The 15,348-nt window shown below is 64.8% G+C and carries 12 protein-coding genes; 9 read left to right on the top strand and 3 right to left on the bottom strand.

The window, feature by feature from the left end:
- Positions 1 to 209: 209 nt before the first annotated feature.
- The gene (locus ABT297_RS20515) at positions 210 to 992 is read right to left on the bottom strand and encodes an enoyl-CoA hydratase/isomerase family protein (RefSeq protein ID WP_350551772.1); all 783 of its coding nucleotides are present in this window, start codon (positions 990 to 992) and stop codon (positions 210 to 212) included.
- Positions 993 to 1,130: 138 nt separating this feature from the next.
- On the bottom strand, positions 1,131 to 2,003 hold the full coding sequence (locus tag ABT297_RS20510) for an NADPH:quinone oxidoreductase family protein (RefSeq protein ID WP_350551769.1): 873 nt from the start codon (positions 2,001 to 2,003) through the stop codon (positions 1,131 to 1,133).
- Between the two features lie 306 nt (positions 2,004 to 2,309).
- Between ABT297_RS20510 and ABT297_RS20505 the strand changes: the two genes are divergently transcribed.
- The 3 genes from ABT297_RS20505 to ABT297_RS20495 all read left to right on the top strand — a co-directional run bounded on the left by ABT297_RS20505 (position 2,310) and on the right by ABT297_RS20495 (position 5,127).
- Positions 2,310 to 2,723, top strand: coding sequence for a Zn-ribbon domain-containing OB-fold protein (locus ABT297_RS20505; RefSeq protein ID WP_350551766.1), 414 nt, complete (start codon positions 2,310 to 2,312; stop codon positions 2,721 to 2,723).
- Positions 2,720 to 3,859: an acetyl-CoA acetyltransferase gene (locus tag ABT297_RS20500; RefSeq protein WP_350551764.1), complete on the top strand. Its 1,140-nt coding sequence runs from the start codon at positions 2,720 to 2,722 to the stop codon at positions 3,857 to 3,859. Before ABT297_RS20505 ends, ABT297_RS20500 begins: the two co-directional genes overlap by 4 nt.
- Before the next feature lie 83 nt (positions 3,860 to 3,942).
- Positions 3,943 to 5,127: an alpha/beta hydrolase family protein gene (locus ABT297_RS20495; RefSeq protein WP_350551762.1), complete on the top strand. Its 1,185-nt coding sequence runs from the start codon at positions 3,943 to 3,945 to the stop codon at positions 5,125 to 5,127.
- Between the two features lie 297 nt (positions 5,128 to 5,424).
- On the opposite strand, the gene ABT297_RS20490 is transcribed toward ABT297_RS20495, so the two are convergent.
- Positions 5,425 to 6,276, bottom strand: a complete 852-nt coding sequence (locus tag ABT297_RS20490; RefSeq protein ID WP_350551759.1) for an IclR family transcriptional regulator — start codon at positions 6,274 to 6,276, stop codon at positions 5,425 to 5,427.
- 355 nt (positions 6,277 to 6,631) lie between these two features.
- On the opposite strand from ABT297_RS20490, the gene ABT297_RS20485 reads away from it, so the two are divergent.
- From ABT297_RS20485 to ABT297_RS20460, 6 genes are all read left to right on the top strand, one after another.
- A complete protein-coding gene (locus tag ABT297_RS20485; protein ID WP_350551757.1) occupies positions 6,632 to 8,137 on the top strand; it encodes an ABC transporter substrate-binding protein in 1,506 nt (501 codons plus the stop codon).
- A 123-nt stretch (positions 8,138 to 8,260) separates the two neighbouring features.
- Entirely contained in the window at positions 8,261 to 9,178 is a 918-nt protein-coding gene (locus ABT297_RS20480) for an ABC transporter permease (RefSeq protein ID WP_350551755.1), read from the top strand.
- Positions 9,178 to 10,086, top strand: coding sequence for an ABC transporter permease (locus ABT297_RS20475; protein WP_350551753.1), 909 nt, complete (start codon positions 9,178 to 9,180; stop codon positions 10,084 to 10,086). Before ABT297_RS20480 ends, ABT297_RS20475 begins: the two co-directional genes overlap by 1 nt.
- 71 nt (positions 10,087 to 10,157) lie before the next feature.
- Entirely contained in the window at positions 10,158 to 12,002 is a 1,845-nt protein-coding gene (locus tag ABT297_RS20470) for a dipeptide ABC transporter ATP-binding protein (protein ID WP_350551750.1), read from the top strand.
- A 79-nt stretch (positions 12,003 to 12,081) separates the two neighbouring features.
- A complete protein-coding gene (locus ABT297_RS20465) occupies positions 12,082 to 13,620 on the top strand; it encodes an acyl-CoA synthetase (protein WP_350551747.1) in 1,539 nt (512 codons plus the stop codon).
- 77 nt (positions 13,621 to 13,697) lie between these two features.
- Complete coding sequence (locus tag ABT297_RS20460; RefSeq protein ID WP_350551744.1) at positions 13,698 to 15,284, top strand: AMP-binding protein; 1,587 nt, start codon at positions 13,698 to 13,700, stop codon at positions 15,282 to 15,284.
- Positions 15,285 to 15,348 lie beyond the last annotated feature (64 nt).

The raw sequence follows: 15,348 nt of genomic DNA, 5'->3' as shown, positions 1-15,348 counted from the left end.
ACCGGGCCACGTCCGGCGCGGGCGTGGTGAGCTTCCGCTTGACCAGGTCCGGGGCGGCTGGCCGCATGCCCGGCCGGGTCAGCTCACGCCGGCGTCGTTGCACCCTGGCGACGAGGCCCAGCTCGGCCATGAGCTGGGCCTCGTGTTGTCCGGCATCGGCCAGCCCTGCTCGCGCAGCTCGTCACTGATACGTGGGCTGGCCTGGCGGTTCATGGTCGCTGGTCGCTCTTCTTCTTGGTGGTTCGTTCGGAGGCGCGGCCCATCGCGCGTCGCGCTGCGCCGGTCAGTCCTGCGATGACCTGAGCCCGTGCCTCGGCGTCGAGATGCTCGCGCAGGCCGGAGGATCCACCAGCGTTGATCAGATCCTTGCTCGTCTGGACCCCGAACGAGGGGAAGTCAGCCACCCCCGCGGCGTACTCCATCGCCTCCGCCAGTGGGTCGGCGCTGACGTGGGTCGCCAGCCCCCACTCGACAGCTCGATCGGCCTTGATCACGCCGGCGGAGTAGAACAGTTCAGCCGCTCGGCCGAGGCCGATGATCCGTGGCAGGAACCACGAGAGTCCGAGGTCGCCGACGGTCAACCCCAGCCGAAGGAAGGGGGCCGAAAACGCCGCCTCCGGGCCGATGACTCGGACGTCGGCGGCAGCAGCCAACGCGAACCCAGCGCCGATCGCGTGCCCCTGTACGACAGCGATCACCGGCTGACGGATCGTACGCATCGCCCAGATCACGTCTGTGCCGTGACGAAGCCCGGCCTGCATCGCCTCCACGGGGTCGCTGAACGACGTGTCGCCGACCCCAGCCTCGAGGTCGGCCCCCGCGCAGAAGGCTCGGCCTTCGCCACGAAGGACCACCGCACCGACCTCCCGACGCGCATCCATCGCGAGCAATGCGTCCCGCAACTCCACGGTCGTCTGGCTGGTCAGCGCGTTGAGCCGGTCGGGACGAGCGATAGAGATCAGCCCGACACCACCATGGACCTCCGCAGTCACCCCTGGCGCTGTAGGAGTCTCCGTCACTGCTTCAGATTGCACGAGAGATCAGATCCTTCTTGATGAACGTCTGGGTCCCGATGGCCTGCAGTTTTCGACCCGGTCCCGGGCTCGGACATCGCAATCGCGGCGACGACCTCAGAGAGTCAAGACCACCTTGCCGAGCACGCGACGCTCATCCATCTCGCGCAGGGCTTCGGCGGCCGTCTCAAGCGGGAACGTGGTGAGCTGCGGTAGATCGAGGAGCCCTGACTCGATATGCGGGAGCAATGCATCCCACTCGGCTTGCTCGTAGCCTGCGCGCCGAGATGTGTAGGCGCCGTGACCGGCACCGACGACGCTCACATTGTTGAGGAGTAGTCGGTTGACCTTGACTGTCGGGATCTCGCCGGCGGTGAACCCCACGACAAGGAGCCGACCGTCGTCACGCAACGCCCGCAGCGAATCGGTGAATCGGTCTCCGCCAACAGGGTCGACCACGATGTCGACGCCCCCCAGGTTGCGGGCATGGCTGACAAAGCCTTCGACCAGGACGAACTCGTCTGCGCCTGCGCGAATCGCGACCTCTCCCTTGGCCGGGGAGGATACGACGGCGACGACGTGCCCAGCGCCGAACGCTCTGGCGACCTGTATGGATGCGCTTCCGAGGCCGCCGGCCGCCCCGTGCACCAGAACACTCTCGCCGGCCGCAAGCTGGGCCCGGTGGACCAACGAGAAGTATGCGGTGAGGTAGTTGACAGGCATCGCGGCCGCGGTCTCGAGTGCGAGGCCGTCGGGGATCGGCAAGACGAACTCTTCATTCACGACGGCGTACTGCGCGAATCCGCCCAGCCCCGGAACTGCTGCGACACGGTCACCCGGTCTCCAACGCGACCCTCGCGCGGACTCGACCACAACGCCGGCGATCTCCGCGCCGGGCACGAACGGGAGCTCCGGCTTCATCTGATACCGGCCGCGAGTCATCAACAAGTCCGGGAACGACACCCCGGCCGCGGACACCTCGATCAGCACCTGACCTGGACCTGGCACTGGTCGTGGCATCTCCACGAGCTCGACCGCTGCCGGGCCATCATGACAGGCGATCTGAACCGCTCGCATGAGCGCAGGAGACGTCATCGACGTACGCCCTTTGAGCTCATTGGACCTCCGAATCGAACTACAATTGAGACGGTGTCTTACTGAAGCTATCCGCCTGCGGTGTCAGGTGTCAACGAGGGCGTGCAGGCGGATTCGTTGACAACGGGTGTGGACGTATGGCAGCTTGCGATGAGACAGCGTCTCAGTTTGATGGGAGTCCTATGAGTGCGCGGCCGGACGATGAGTTCTGACAAGCCGGTCCCGGTTGCCCGGGGCGAAGAGGCCACTTGGTTCGCGGCGGCGCGGGAAGGTCGCTTGGCGTACCAGCGCTGCGGGGATTGTGGTGCCGTGCCGTCGTACCCGCGGGCGATCTGTCCGACCTGCTGGTCGTCGAAGCTGCACGAGGAGCAGTCAGCCGGCCACGGCATCGTCTACTCGTTCACGGTTCAGTATCGCGCCGGTGCGAAGGGCTTTGAATCCGAGGTGCCCTACACGCTCGTGCTGGTCGATCTCGACGAGGGATTTCGCGTCCTGGCCGACCTGCACGAATGCGACGTCGATTCGGTTGTGGTGGGACTCGAGGTTCAGGCCTACTTCGACGAGGTTGCGACGTTGCCGCACTTCCGTCCCGTGGAAAAGGTGAACGCCGCATGAGCATTCGGAGCAAGGTCGCCATCGTGGGAGTGGGCGAGGCGGATGTTGCGCCGGGTCACGGCCTTTCGCCCCTGGGCCTGGCGGCTCAGGCATCCCAGCGTGCGATAGCCGACGCGGGGGTGACGAAGAATGAGATCGATGGCGTATTCGTCGCCTCGGCGTACCACGCGTTCCCGGCTCTCAGCGTGTCGGAGTACATGGGACTTCGACCACGGCACATGGACTCCAGCAATCTTGGAGGTTGCTCCTTCATCGCTCATCTGGCTCACGCCGCGGCGGCGATCGAAGCCGGCCTGTGCGAGACGGCTCTGGTCACGTATGGCAGCACCCAGAGGTCGGACGGAGGCAAGCTTGTCAGCCTTTCGGAAAAGCTGGCTTACGAGGAGCCGTACGGACTCATCCACCCGGTGGGCAGTTTCGGCATGATCGCGAATCGTCACATGTCCGAGTTCGGTACGACGAGCGAACAACTCGCGCAGGTTGCGGTCTCCGCACGCGAGTGGGGAGTCAAGAACCCGAGGTCTCGATTTACGGATCCGCTCTCCGTGCAAGACGTGCTCGCCTCACCACTGATCGCCTCACCTCTGCACAAGTACGACTGCTGCCTCGTCACCGATGGAGGTGCGGCCGTCATCGTGACGTCCGCAGCCAGGGCGCGGTCGATGCGAAGGCCGCCGGTGTATGTGCGAGGCGTAGCCGAGGAAAGCAACCATCGCAACATTCTCGGCATGTCTGACCTGACGAGGACGCGCGCCGACGTGAGCGCCACACGTGCACTACAGATGGCAGACGTCGACCTTGCTGACATCCATACGGCCCACGTCTACGACGCCTTCACGATCAGCCTGCTGATCCTGCTCGAAGATCTCGGATTCTGCCCCAAGGGTGAGGGTGGGCCTTTCGTCGCCGACGGCAATATTGCTCCGGGCGGCTCGCTCGCACTCAATCCGAGTGGCGGAGGGCTTGCTTACCTGCACCCGGGCATGCTGGGTCTCTACCTGATTCTCGACGCAGTGGAGCAACTGCGAGGGGAGGCGGATGAACGGCAGATCCCCGGCGCCGCGGTGTCGCTGGTGCACGGTATGGGGATGACCCTCGCCGCTCACGCCACGGCAGTCCTGTCCATCGAGCCCTAGATCGTGGTGTCGCCGGGCGGTCTCCGGTCGAGGCGGCGACACATCGCGACCGAGCCCTCAACAACCCCATCAGTGAGGACACCATGACCAACAGCCAGGCGGCCAACTCATCAGTCAACTCCGTTCCCTTCGGAGCATTCGAGTACTTCCCCGACAACCTCGAGTGGTCGACGCAAATGCTTCGGCTTTTCTCCTACTGCTACGTCAGGGGCGCCGACTTCAGCGAGGTCCACTCCGTGGCGAAGGCGCTTCCTGTGGGAGACGACGCGGCATGGCAAGCGGGCTTCTCCAAGCTCGCGCACTCGATCGAGGCGGACGCCCGCGAATCAGCAGCCGGTGGACATGACATCACGGCGCGCGATGCGTTCCTGCGCGCCACGATCTACCACCGGATCTCAGGACAGCTGGCGGACATCTCCGGCGCCTCCGAAGTCGCGCCGGGGCTGGAGGACTCGGTGCGCTGCTTCCTGGAGGCGGCGCGCCGCATGAAGCCCGCGTTCGTTCCGGTTGAGGTGCCGTTTCAGGGGGCGAGCCTCCCCGGCTATCTGTGTGTTCCCGACGTCGCCGACGGCACCCAACTCCCAGCCGTGATCGACTTCGGCGGTATCGACGCGTGGGCAGAGGAGCAGTACTTCAAGATCGGTGCGGCGTTGGCCGAGCGTGGGTATGCCGTTCTCCTGCTCAACGGCCCGGGTCAGGGCGCGGCGAAGATGCGAGGAATCTACGGGAGCTATGACTTCGAGGTCGCTGCCGCTGCGGCGGTCGACTACCTGGAAGGGCTGGTGGAGGTCGATGCCAACCGCATCGGACTCATCGGGTCGAGCCTCGGCGGGTACTTCGCCGCACGTGCTGCTGCGTTCGAGCCAAGGCTGCGGGCGACGGTGATCTGGGGCGCTATGAACGGGATCGACCCCCGCGTCTTCGACGAGAAGGCCGCGTCTGGTCGCAGAGGTTCCCGAATCCGGCAGCTGGAGCGGTTCCTGGGGGTCGAGGGACGTGAAGCGCTCATCGAGCACGCACGCAAGTTCCAACTGGGGCCCGATGTGATGGGCAACGTGTCGGCACCGGTGCTCGTGATGCACGGCGAGAGTGACGCCCTGGTTCCGGTGTCTGACGCTCGCGCCGTTTATGACGACATCAAGCATCCCGACAAGGCCCTGAAGCTGTACCCGGCAGGAACGCCTGGATGTGCGCACTGTCAGCTGGACGCGCTCGCGATCGCTCAACGTGACATCTGCGACTGGCTTGACGATCAGCTCAAGCCCTGAGTGACGGGGTGGCTGGGCGGCGTGCCACTCGTAATAGCCTGCCGTCGGGATACCGCCAGGCCGCGGCGCAGCGGTGTGACGCCGTAGGTGACGCGGTGCTCGGAGATGAACCGGTAGCGGTGGATCATCGGTCAGCCCGAACCGGCATCGCGAGCACCACAGCGTCGCCACCACGGCATCAAGATCACCGACGCCCCGCCCGTTAACCACTGGCGGGGCGTTCCTGTGCCGCCCATCCTCACCGATTACGCCGGCAACACTCGGCGCTCAGGCAAGCCGACGCGTGATGAGCCCCCGTCAAGACGCTGGTTCACCCACGGATTGGTTCCCGGTCGTCGTGGCGTCGCCCCAAGGGGCACCTGAGTAGCCCAGCCGCCGCGACAAAGCCCGTGCCGACTCTCTGACCACGGAACCGATGGCCGACGCGCGATCGGCCGGCAGACGGTCGATCGGAACGCTGACCGTGATGGCCCCCATGCAGTCGCCTGCCGCGTTGAAGAACGGCGACGCCACACCTCCGCCACCGGCGACCCACCCGCTCCTCGAATAGCTGTAGCCGAGGGAGCGATCTTCGTCGACTTGCGCTCGGTACCGCTCGGGATCGGTGACGCTGCTCGGTGTGTACGCGATGAGCCCCTCGGCAAGGACTTCGTCGCGCTCGGCCGGCGTCAAGGCGGAGAGGATCGCCCTGCCGGCCGCGCCGGTCGTCAGGGGGAATGGCTCGTTCAGCTCCAGCACGTACCGGATGCGCTGGGTGCAGTCCACCTTGTCGCGGAAGACCACCCGGTGTTCGCGCTTCACGGCGAGGTAGGTTGTCTCGTCGAAGCGCTCCGTCAGGCTTGCGAGCAGCGGCCCCGCGGCCTTCCAGAGCGAGTCTCGCTGCCTGACCGCCGCCGCAACGGCGAACATCTCGGGTCCGACCGTGTACGTGCCACGGTCGTCAACCTGCTCGACCCAACCGAGGCCCTCCAACTGGCGGAACAATCGGCTGGCTGCGGATCGATCGATTCCGGTGACTCGCTCCGCCTCGCGCGGACCGATCCCATTCTCTCGTCGCCCCACCAAGCCGAGCAGCGTGGTGACGCGAAATGTCACGGTCGGGGCAGAGGTGGATGCCGATTTGTCGGAAGTGTCTGGGCTGGAGCTCACGCGTGTACCTTCCCGATCTCGCAGTGGAGTCGCCGTCTGGAACAGTATGTCTTTCCCACTGAGACAGCTGTGCAGTGATCGCGACACGCTATTGACAGCGCCTGTGACTGTAGCCACACTAGCATAATCAAGACGCTGTCTTAGTCAACGCGACACCCCAGAGCGCAAAAGGACAGGTGTGGGTATGGACCTGGCGTTTCCCAGTGCAACGATGCAGCGAATCGTGAGGATGTCCGCTCGGCGGGGGCCTCGCCGCCAACGCCTCCGGGGCGTGGCGAGTGTGGCCCTGTCGGTCTTGGTGCTCGGCGCTGGAGCCTGCTCCTCCGCCGGTAAGGACAGCGGCCCGAGCGGACAGGTGACCGTGGTGCTGAACAGCTTCGGCAACGACACGGCGCTGTCGTGGAACGCGGTGCTCGCCAACCTGCCTGTCTACGGCCAGGTTTACGACACGTTGGTCACGATCTCGGGCGACGGCGCCCCGGAGCCCGACCTCGCGGAGAGCTGGCAGGTCTCGGAAGACCGGTTGACCTACACGTTCACCCTCCGTGAGCGAGTCCCGTTCCACAAGGGATACGGCGACCTCACCGCCGACGACGTCGTCTTCACGGCACAGAAATGGCTGGAGCCGTCCAGCACGGGCTTCACCGCCCAGGCGATCCGCTCGAACGTCGCATCCGTCGAGAAGGTCGACGATCGCACCGTCAGCTTCCACCTGAAGAAGCCGAACCCATTCTTCTTGGAGTCACTGGGCGACACGGCATGGATCCTGTCCCGCCGTTATGTCGAAAAGGTGGGCGACAAGACCGCAGCGCGCGAGCCCGTCGGTACGGGACCGTTTGAGTGGACCTCGACGAGCGCCGGCTCGCAGGTGACCTTCACGCGCGTCAAGGGGCACTTCGCTCGCGACGCCGATTACCCGACTCTTGTGCTTCGAGTCATTCCTGACGTGAGCACCCAACTCGCGGCGCTCGAGTCAGGCGAAGTGGACGTGGTCCAGGTGGCCGGCGATACCTTGAAGCGCGCCAAGTCCCAGAACTTCAAGATCATGGAGACCCGCGATGCGACGCAGAGCTGGGTCGTCCTCCCGGGACTCTCGGCTCCGGCGACCAGTGACTACCGCCCACAGATGCCATGGGTCGGCGACAGCAAAGACCCCGCCTCAGCGAAGAACGCCAAGACGGTCCGGCACGCCCTGGCGATGGCGATCGACAAGGAAGAGATCGTCAAGTCCATCTACGCGGGTGCGGGAGCCACCGATTCGTTCGGCTACTACGTGCGCAAGGGCTTCCCCGGCTACAGCGAAGCGTGGAAGCCGCTGTCGTACGACCCCGATCAGGCGAGGAAGCTGCTGGCTGCCGCTGGGTATCCCAATGGGTTCTCTATCAAGCTCGTCGACTCGGGGGGCGCGAGCGAAACGTCGGCTATTACCCAGGCGATCGGGCAGTACTGGGAGGCGATCGGGATCGACGTCAAGCTGTCCAAGCTCGACCCCGCCACCGTGATCGCCAACAACCAGTCCAGGAGCAAGTCCGCGGACTACGCGGTTGTCTACTCGGTGCCTGGGGCGATGAAGCCGTCGGCGTCCACCCGCGCCATCGCGTCGACGGGTGGCTTCCGGTTCGTGGTCAATGACGCCGAGACCGACGCCGAGATCGCACGGATCGTTCAAGAGTCTGACGCCAAAGCCAGGGCAGCTCTGATCGAAACGATGATGAGCCGCTTGATCGATGAGCAGTACGGGCTGCAGATCGCGGTTCAGAACGCCACCTTCGCAGTCTCGGGCCGCGTTGCCGGGTGGACACTGCAGGCGGGCAACGGCAGCCCGAACAACTACCAGTTCATCACACTGGCGGGCCGATGATTCCGCGCCACCGCGCCACCTCAGCTGACGAACCGGCCCGCTGACAGGGCCCCGGCGGAGGTGCCGCGGTGGCAGCAATGTCCTGTGACCCTTATCCATCCAGTCAGAGTTAGTTGCGTACTGATGCTCAAGTTCATCCTCGTCAAGCTTACTCAAGCGCTCGTGTCCGTGTTCGGCGCATCGATCATCGTGTTCCTGCTGGCACGTGCGTCGGGCGACCCGGTGAACCTCATGGTGTCGGCCAACGCGACCACGGAAGAGATAGAGAGCCTGCGGGCCACTCTGGGGCTCGATCGCTCGCTTCTGGAGCAGTACCTCACGTTCTTGTCCAATGCGCTGCGCGGCGACTTCGGCCAGTCGATCCACTACCACCGACCGGCCGTCGATGTGGTCATGAGCAGCGTTGGTGCAACCCTGATGCTGGGATCGATCGCCTTCCTGGTCACGGTACTCCTGGCCGTGCCCGCCGGCGTCTATGCCGCCGCGCGACGCGATGGACGCTTCGATCGATGCGTCCGTGGACTGGCTGCCGCCGCCCAGGCACTGCCGAGCCCTTGGGTCGGCACTCTTCTCATCCTGCTGTTCAGCGTCACCCTCGGAGTGCTCCCCACCTCCGGCTCGCAGGGGTGGCAGAGCTTCATTCTTCCGGTGACCACCTTGGTGATCTTCGCCATCGCAGGGCTGCTTCGACTGACTCGCTCTTCCATGCTCGAGACGCTCGGAACCGAGTACGTCCGATTCGCTCGTGTCAAAGGCGTCAGCGAGCGAGCCGTGCTCTGGCGGCACGCGTTCCGCAATGCCTCACTCAGCGTCCTGACGCTCGGCGCGCTCGTCCTGCTGAGCATGCTCTCCGGATCCATCATCGTCGAGACCGTGTTCGGATGGCCGGGGATCGGGCGGGCCGTCGTCCAGGCAGTGAACCAGCGTGACTTCCCTGTGGTCCAGGTCATCGTGCTGTTCATGTCTGTCGCCTACATCATGGGCAACTTCGTCGTCGACGTTCTCTACGCCTGCCTCAACCCCCGTATCAGGAGCGCCTGATGAACGACCTCACCAACGCCGTCTCCCCGCCAGAACAGGCGGGCCGTCCAGGTGGTCGGATCCGTTCGCGTCGCCCTGTCCGCCGTGTTCTGCCGTGGCTACCCATGGCAGGCGTCGCTCTGCTCACGGTCTTCGCGGTCGTAGGCCCATGGCTCATTCCCTACGGGGAAAGCCAAGGCAGTCTCCAGGGACGCCTCGCGCCGCCGTTCCGGACTGGAGGTGATGGGGCGTTTCACCTGCTCGGCACCGATCAACTGGGCAGGGACATATTCGTTCGCCTCGCCTACGGGGCCCGCGTCTCACTCCTGGTCGGGGTCGTCGGGGTGGCGCTGGCATGCCTGATCGGCACCGCGGTCGGTCTCCTGGCCGGCATCCTCAACAAGTCGGTCGACGCCGTCTTGATGAGAGGAACGGACGTAGCGTTGTCCATCCCGGGTCTGCTCATCGCGATCCTGCTCGCGTCCATCTTCACCCCGTCCATCGTGACCGTGTTCGTATCCGTCGGCCTGCTGCTCTGGCCGACCTACGCCCGGCTGATTCGCGGTGAGGTCCTGGTGCTGAAGAACTCCGACTTCGTCGCCCTGGCGCGGGTGGCCGGATGCTCCACGTGGAAGATCATCGTTCGTCACCTTCTGCCCAACGTGCTGCCCTCGATCATCGTGCTGGCCACGCTACAGATCGGTGCCGCGGTGGTCCTCGAGGCATCCATCAGCTTCCTGGGCGTCGGTCTGCCCCCGAACAAGGCGTCGTGGGGTTCGATGATCGACCAAGGTCGCCAGTACATGAGCACGTCGTGGTGGCTCACGGCGATCCCCGGACTATTTATCTTCCTCGCTGTTATGAGCTTCAATGCACTTGGTGATTGGGCGCGGGTTCGGTTTGACCCGCGATTGGAAGGCCATCGATGAACATCTCAGGTGCCGCAGTGCCGCGCAGGGCATCAAGTTCGACGTCCCAGTCGCAGCAAGGTGACGACATCTTGCTGTCGATCCATGGCCTGAGCCTCTCGATCGACACCGCTCGTGGCAAGCTCTCGATCCTCCACGACGTATCACTGCAGCTCGCCCGCGGCGAGACGCTCGGGATCGTGGGTGAGTCTGGATCAGGCAAGTCGATGACCGTTAACGCGGTGCTCGGGCTGCTGCCTCACGGCGCTCGTATCGACGCGGGCGCGGTCGTGTTCCTCGGAAAGGACATGGGCGCCCTGGACGAGAAAGCGAAGCGGGCCTTGCGGGGAAGCCGCATCGGCACGATCCTGCAGGATCCCACAGCGTCCCTGAACCCTGCGCTGCGTATCGGCCACCAGGTTTCCGAACCGCTGCGGGTTCACGGCGGAGCCAGCGCCTCGCAGGCGCATGAGGCCGCCGTCGACCTCATCGAACGAGTGGGGATCCCCGACGCGCAGCGGCGTGTCAGGCAGTACCCCCACCAATTCAGTGGGGGAATGAGGCAGCGAATCGTCGGTGCCTCGGCGATCTCCTGCAAACCGGACCTGCTCATCGCCGACGAACCAACGACAGCGCTGGACGTCACGGTGCAGGCCGCCTACCTGGACCTGTTGTCCGGCCTCCAGGCCGAACTCGGCGCTGGGTTGCTGTTCATCTCTCATGACCTGGGAGTGGTCTCGCGCATCTGCGACCGGGCAGCCGTCATGTACGCGGGGAGGGTGGTTGAGACAGCGGCCACCAGGACCCTGTTCAGCTCCGCACGCCATCCGTACACCATGGGACTGGTGAGCTGCCTGCCGTCGATCACCGAAGTCGGTCAACGGCTGACCCCGATCCCGGGGAATCCGCCTGACCCGGCTGAAGGGCAGGCGGGTTGCCCCTTCGCGAACCGTTGCCCCGCAGTGGTGGACCGATGTGTATCGGAGATACCCGCACTGCGCGAGATCGCGCCCGGTCACCAGGTGGCCTGCCACCGTGCCGACGAGGGATTGCGGACTCAGCAGCTGTGGCCCGTTACGTCGAGCATCACTGTGAGCGACCGGGACGATGTGCCCGAGCGGTCCGACCGTACACCACCCACACTTGAGCTGAGTCGGGCCAAAAAGCTGTTCACCATCAAGCGCACCCTTCTCGGCACCCCGAGCGTCCAGTTCTGCGCCGTGGACTCGGTGGACCTTCAGGTCTTTCGAGGCGAATCAGTCTCGGTCGTCGGAGAAAGCGGCAGTGGCAAGACGACCTGCATTCGCATGGCCCTGGGCCTGGAACAGCCGACGTCGGGCGTAGTCTGCTTCGAAGGGAAGGACATCGCGCGCCTTGACCGGCCGGGGCGACGTGAGTACCGCCGGCGGGTCCAGGCGGTGTTCCAGGATCCATACACATCATTCAATCCACGAATGTCGATTGCCAGAGTGGTCGCTGAGCCACTGATGGAACTCGGGGACATGTCCCGGCAGGACATCTCCACCAGGGTCGACGAGGTGCTCGCGCAGGTCGGCCTGGAACCCCGCCGTGTTCGTGACTGCTTCCCACATCAACTCTCCGGCGGCCAGCGCCAACGAGTCGCGATCGCCAGAGCCCTCAGCACCAAGCCGCATTGCCTCGTGCTCGACGAACCTGTCTCCGCGCTCGACGTGTCGATCCGTGTGCAGATCCTCAACCTCCTGCGAGACGTTCAGCAAGACACGGGAGTGGGAATTCTGTCAATCTCGCACGACCTCGGCGCCGTCAAGTACATGAGCGACCGCGTGATCGTGATGCACCGCGGTGTCTTCGTCGAAGAGGGGACCGCCGAGCAGATCTACCACCGTCCGCAGCACGAATACACGCAAAAACTCCTGGCTGATGCCGCCGCAGGGCTCGGCGTAATCACGTCGTAGGCGTCTCTGCTGCGGCATCTCGCCCGGCACCTACCCGACCACCTCACCTTTCGCTGATTTCAACGGAGGTTCATCCAGCATGTCGTCCCTGCCTGGTTTTGGAGAATGGATCGCGCGGAGATCCGCCCGGTCGCCTGACCGAATCGCTTTGGTGTTCGAGGGCAAGAGCTGGAGTTATGCCGAACTCGATGCTGAGTGCGCCCGGGTTGCCGCGGGGCTGAGCGCCCTGGGCGTAGGTCCCGGGGACCGCGTCGCCTACGTGGGTGTCAATCACCCCGCGTTCGTCGCCGTGCTGTTCGGCTGCGCCCGGCTTGGAGCGGTCATGACGCCCATCAACTGGCGCCTGACGGCTCGGGAGATTCAGTTCATCGTCGAAGATTCCGGCGCTTCGTGCCTCATCTACGACACGACGCTTGCGCCGGCCATCGAGAGCATCTCGGTCGAGTCCCCGTGCACGTCGATCCTCGCCAACGACCTGGGTGTGAGCCCGATCCTGTCCTCGCTGGCCGCCGAGGGGTCAAGTCCACCGCCTCCTGTCGCGACGGCCGGGACGGATCTGGCCATCCTGATGTACACCTCGGGCACAGAGGGGCTGCCGAAGGGGGTGATGATCACGTTCGATAATCTCATCTCCGCGATTGTTTCGCACGACTGCACCTTTGGGCTCGGGCCCGATCACGTTGCCCTGGTGGCTGCACCCCTGTTCCACATCGGTGGGATCAACGTCAACTTCCTCAACACGTTCCTCAAGGGCGGAACCGTCGTGCTGGAACGCGGCTTCGACCCGGCTCGAATCCTCGAACTGATTCCTGCGCATGCGGTCAACTCATTCTTCGGTGCCTCGGTCATGCTGGAGATGCTCGCGTCCCAGCCCGAGTTCGACGAGGCCGACCTGAGCTCGGTCGGTTGGATCTATTGCGGCGGGGCGCCCGTCAAGGCCGAAGTCGTCCGCCTGTACGCGCAGCGTGGCATTCCCGTCTGCAACGGCTACGGCATGACCGAGGCCACGGCGATCATCAGCACGATGTCGCCGGAAGAAGCCGTCGAGAAGATCGGATCGTCAGGCAGGCCGTCGTTCTTCGTCGACGTGCGTATCGTCGACGAAGGCGGCCATGAGCGTGACCGGGGAGAGCGCGGCGAGATCGTCATCAAGGGCCCCAACGTGGTCCGCGAGTACTGGAACCGTCCGGACGCGACAGCCGAATCCATGCGCGATGGCTGGCTTCACACGGGCGACGTCGGAGTCATGACCGAGGACGGCTATCTCTATGTCGTCGACCGTCTGAAGGACGTGATCATCAGCGGCGGGGAGAACATCTCATCGGCCGAGGTTGAGCAATGCCTGCTCGAGCACCCTGACGTCATCGACGCGGCCGTGATCGGCAAACCCCACCAGAAGTGGGGCGAGGTGCCTCTCGCGTACGTGGTGCTCCGCAAGGGCTCGCCCGACGATGAGGACCGACTTCGTCTCCACACGTCAGGACGCCTCGCACGCTTCAAGCAGCCGGCCGAGTACGCGTTCGTGTCGGAGCTTCCGCGGAACGCATCGGGGAAGCTGATGAAGCACCGGTTGCGCCTGCAAGCCATCGGCCCGAACGGGAACACCACCTCGCCGTGATCGGCAGCCCTGCTCGCTTTCCTGCGGTGAGCGCCTGCGGCAACGGTTGATGAGAAACAGTCTTGTTAGGAGAGTCAATGACTACCCCCGCACTCGATTTTCGGTCGTTCTACGAGACGGCGGCCGCTCGCGTGCCCGCTCGTCCTTATCTCATCTGGACGGGTGATGACTCCGAGACCAGCTATGAGGACTTCGACACCAGCGTGAACCGCGCCGCGAACGCGTGGATGGGGCTCGGCATCCGGCGGGGCGACCGCGTGGCGTTCATGATGGACAACTCCCCGGAGTTCATGTCGGCTTGGCTGGGACTCGCCAAGATCGGAGCGTGTCTCGTAGCGATCAACACCGGATTCCGACACCAAGAAGCGTCGTACCTGATCGGCAACTCCGAGGCGCGTTTCGTTCTGACCGAGCCAAAGTATCTGCCCGTGCTCGACGGCGTCGAAGTCGAGCACCCGAACCTCCGGGCAGTGCTGACCATCAATGGTGATGCCCAGCACGAAAGCTTCGCGGAAGCCGCGGCGAGCGCGAGTACTGTTGCGCCGCAGGTGACCCCTCGTGGTGATGACTTGATGAGCCTGATCTACACCTCGGGGACGACGGGAGATCCGAAAGGGGTCATGCAGACGCAGGCCAACTTCGTGCTGACCGGACAGAGTTACCCCACGTGGATGGGTATGGCCGACGGTGGACGGATCTATGCTTGCCTCCCCCTGTTTCACATCAACTCCCAGGCATACTCCTCCATGGGCGCCATAGGCGCGCACGGTGCGATTGTCCTCGCTCCCCGATTCAGTGCCCGGCGGTTCTGGCCTGAGGTCAAGCGTCACAAGGTCACAGCGTTCAACTACATCGGGGCCATGGCGACCATCCTCTCCAAGAAGGACGCCGCCGACGACGACCGCGATCACTCCGTCGAGGTGGCCTACGGCGTGCCCGCACACACCCACGAGGCTCGCCTTGCGCTTGAGGAGAGGTTCGGCATGACGATCATCTCCGGGTTCGGGATGAGCGAGACGACTTTCGGGCTCGCGGAGTCGCTGACCGGGGAACGCCGACCCGGCGCGATGGGGAAGCCCCGCCACCATCCCGATCCAGCGGTGCCGCGTACCGAGGCGCGCATCGTTGACGAGGATGGAAGGGACGTCCCGCCAGGCACCACGGGGGAGCTGCTCATCCGCAATGCGGCCATGATGCGCGGTTACTTCAACAACCCCGAGGCCACGGCTGAAGCACTGGACGGCGACGGATGGCTCCACACCGGCGACAACGCCTGGATGGATGCCGACGGGTTCTACTACTTCGTCGACCGCAAGAAGGACATCATCCGCAGGCGCGGCGAGAACATCTCGTCGTTGGAGGTGGAACGGATCATCGAGCAGCACCCCGACGTCCAAGAAGCAGCAGTCGTGGGCGTGCCGTCAGAGCTGTCCGACGAGGACGTCCTCGTCTATGTGGTCCGGCGACCGGGCCGGGACGTGCAGCCGGAGACCATCGTCGCGTGGTGCTCGGAGAATCTCGCTCCCTTCAAGGCGCCGCGGTTCGTCGAGTTCCTCGACCAGATGCCGAAAACCCCCACGGCGAAGATTCAGAAGGCCAAGCTCCGGAACCTGCCGGTGGGCGATCGGTACGACCACGAGGTGACGACGTCACGCGCACGATGACGTCCGGCGGTACCTCACCAGACCCCTCGGCTCCTGGTGGGAACCCAACTCGACGACATTGCCG

The organism is Dactylosporangium sp. NPDC000555, assembly GCF_040300025.1.
Lineage (GTDB): Bacteria > Actinomycetota > Actinomycetes > Mycobacteriales > Micromonosporaceae > Dactylosporangium.
The sequence above is the reverse complement of the archived record's forward strand: the minus strand, read 5'-3'. Positions and strand labels throughout refer to the sequence as shown.

Bases quoted from the DNA above. Each gene is read 5' to 3' on its own strand.
- ABT297_RS20505 (WP_350551766.1), top strand. From the start codon at position 2,310: ATGAGTTCTGACAAGCCGGTCCCGGTTGCCCGGGGCGAAGAGGCCACT.
- ABT297_RS20500 (WP_350551764.1), top strand. From the start codon at position 2,720: ATGAGCATTCGGAGCAAGGTCGCCATCGTGGGAGTGGGCGAGGCGGAT.
- ABT297_RS20495 (WP_350551762.1), top strand. From the start codon at position 3,943: ATGACCAACAGCCAGGCGGCCAACTCATCAGTCAACTCCGTTCCCTTC.
- ABT297_RS20480 (WP_350551755.1), top strand. From the start codon at position 8,261: ATGCTCAAGTTCATCCTCGTCAAGCTTACTCAAGCGCTCGTGTCCGTG.
- ABT297_RS20475 (WP_350551753.1), top strand. From the start codon at position 9,178: ATGAACGACCTCACCAACGCCGTCTCCCCGCCAGAACAGGCGGGCCGT.
- ABT297_RS20465 (WP_350551747.1), top strand. From the start codon at position 12,082: ATGTCGTCCCTGCCTGGTTTTGGAGAATGGATCGCGCGGAGATCCGCC.
- ABT297_RS20460 (WP_350551744.1), top strand. From the start codon at position 13,698: ATGACTACCCCCGCACTCGATTTTCGGTCGTTCTACGAGACGGCGGCC.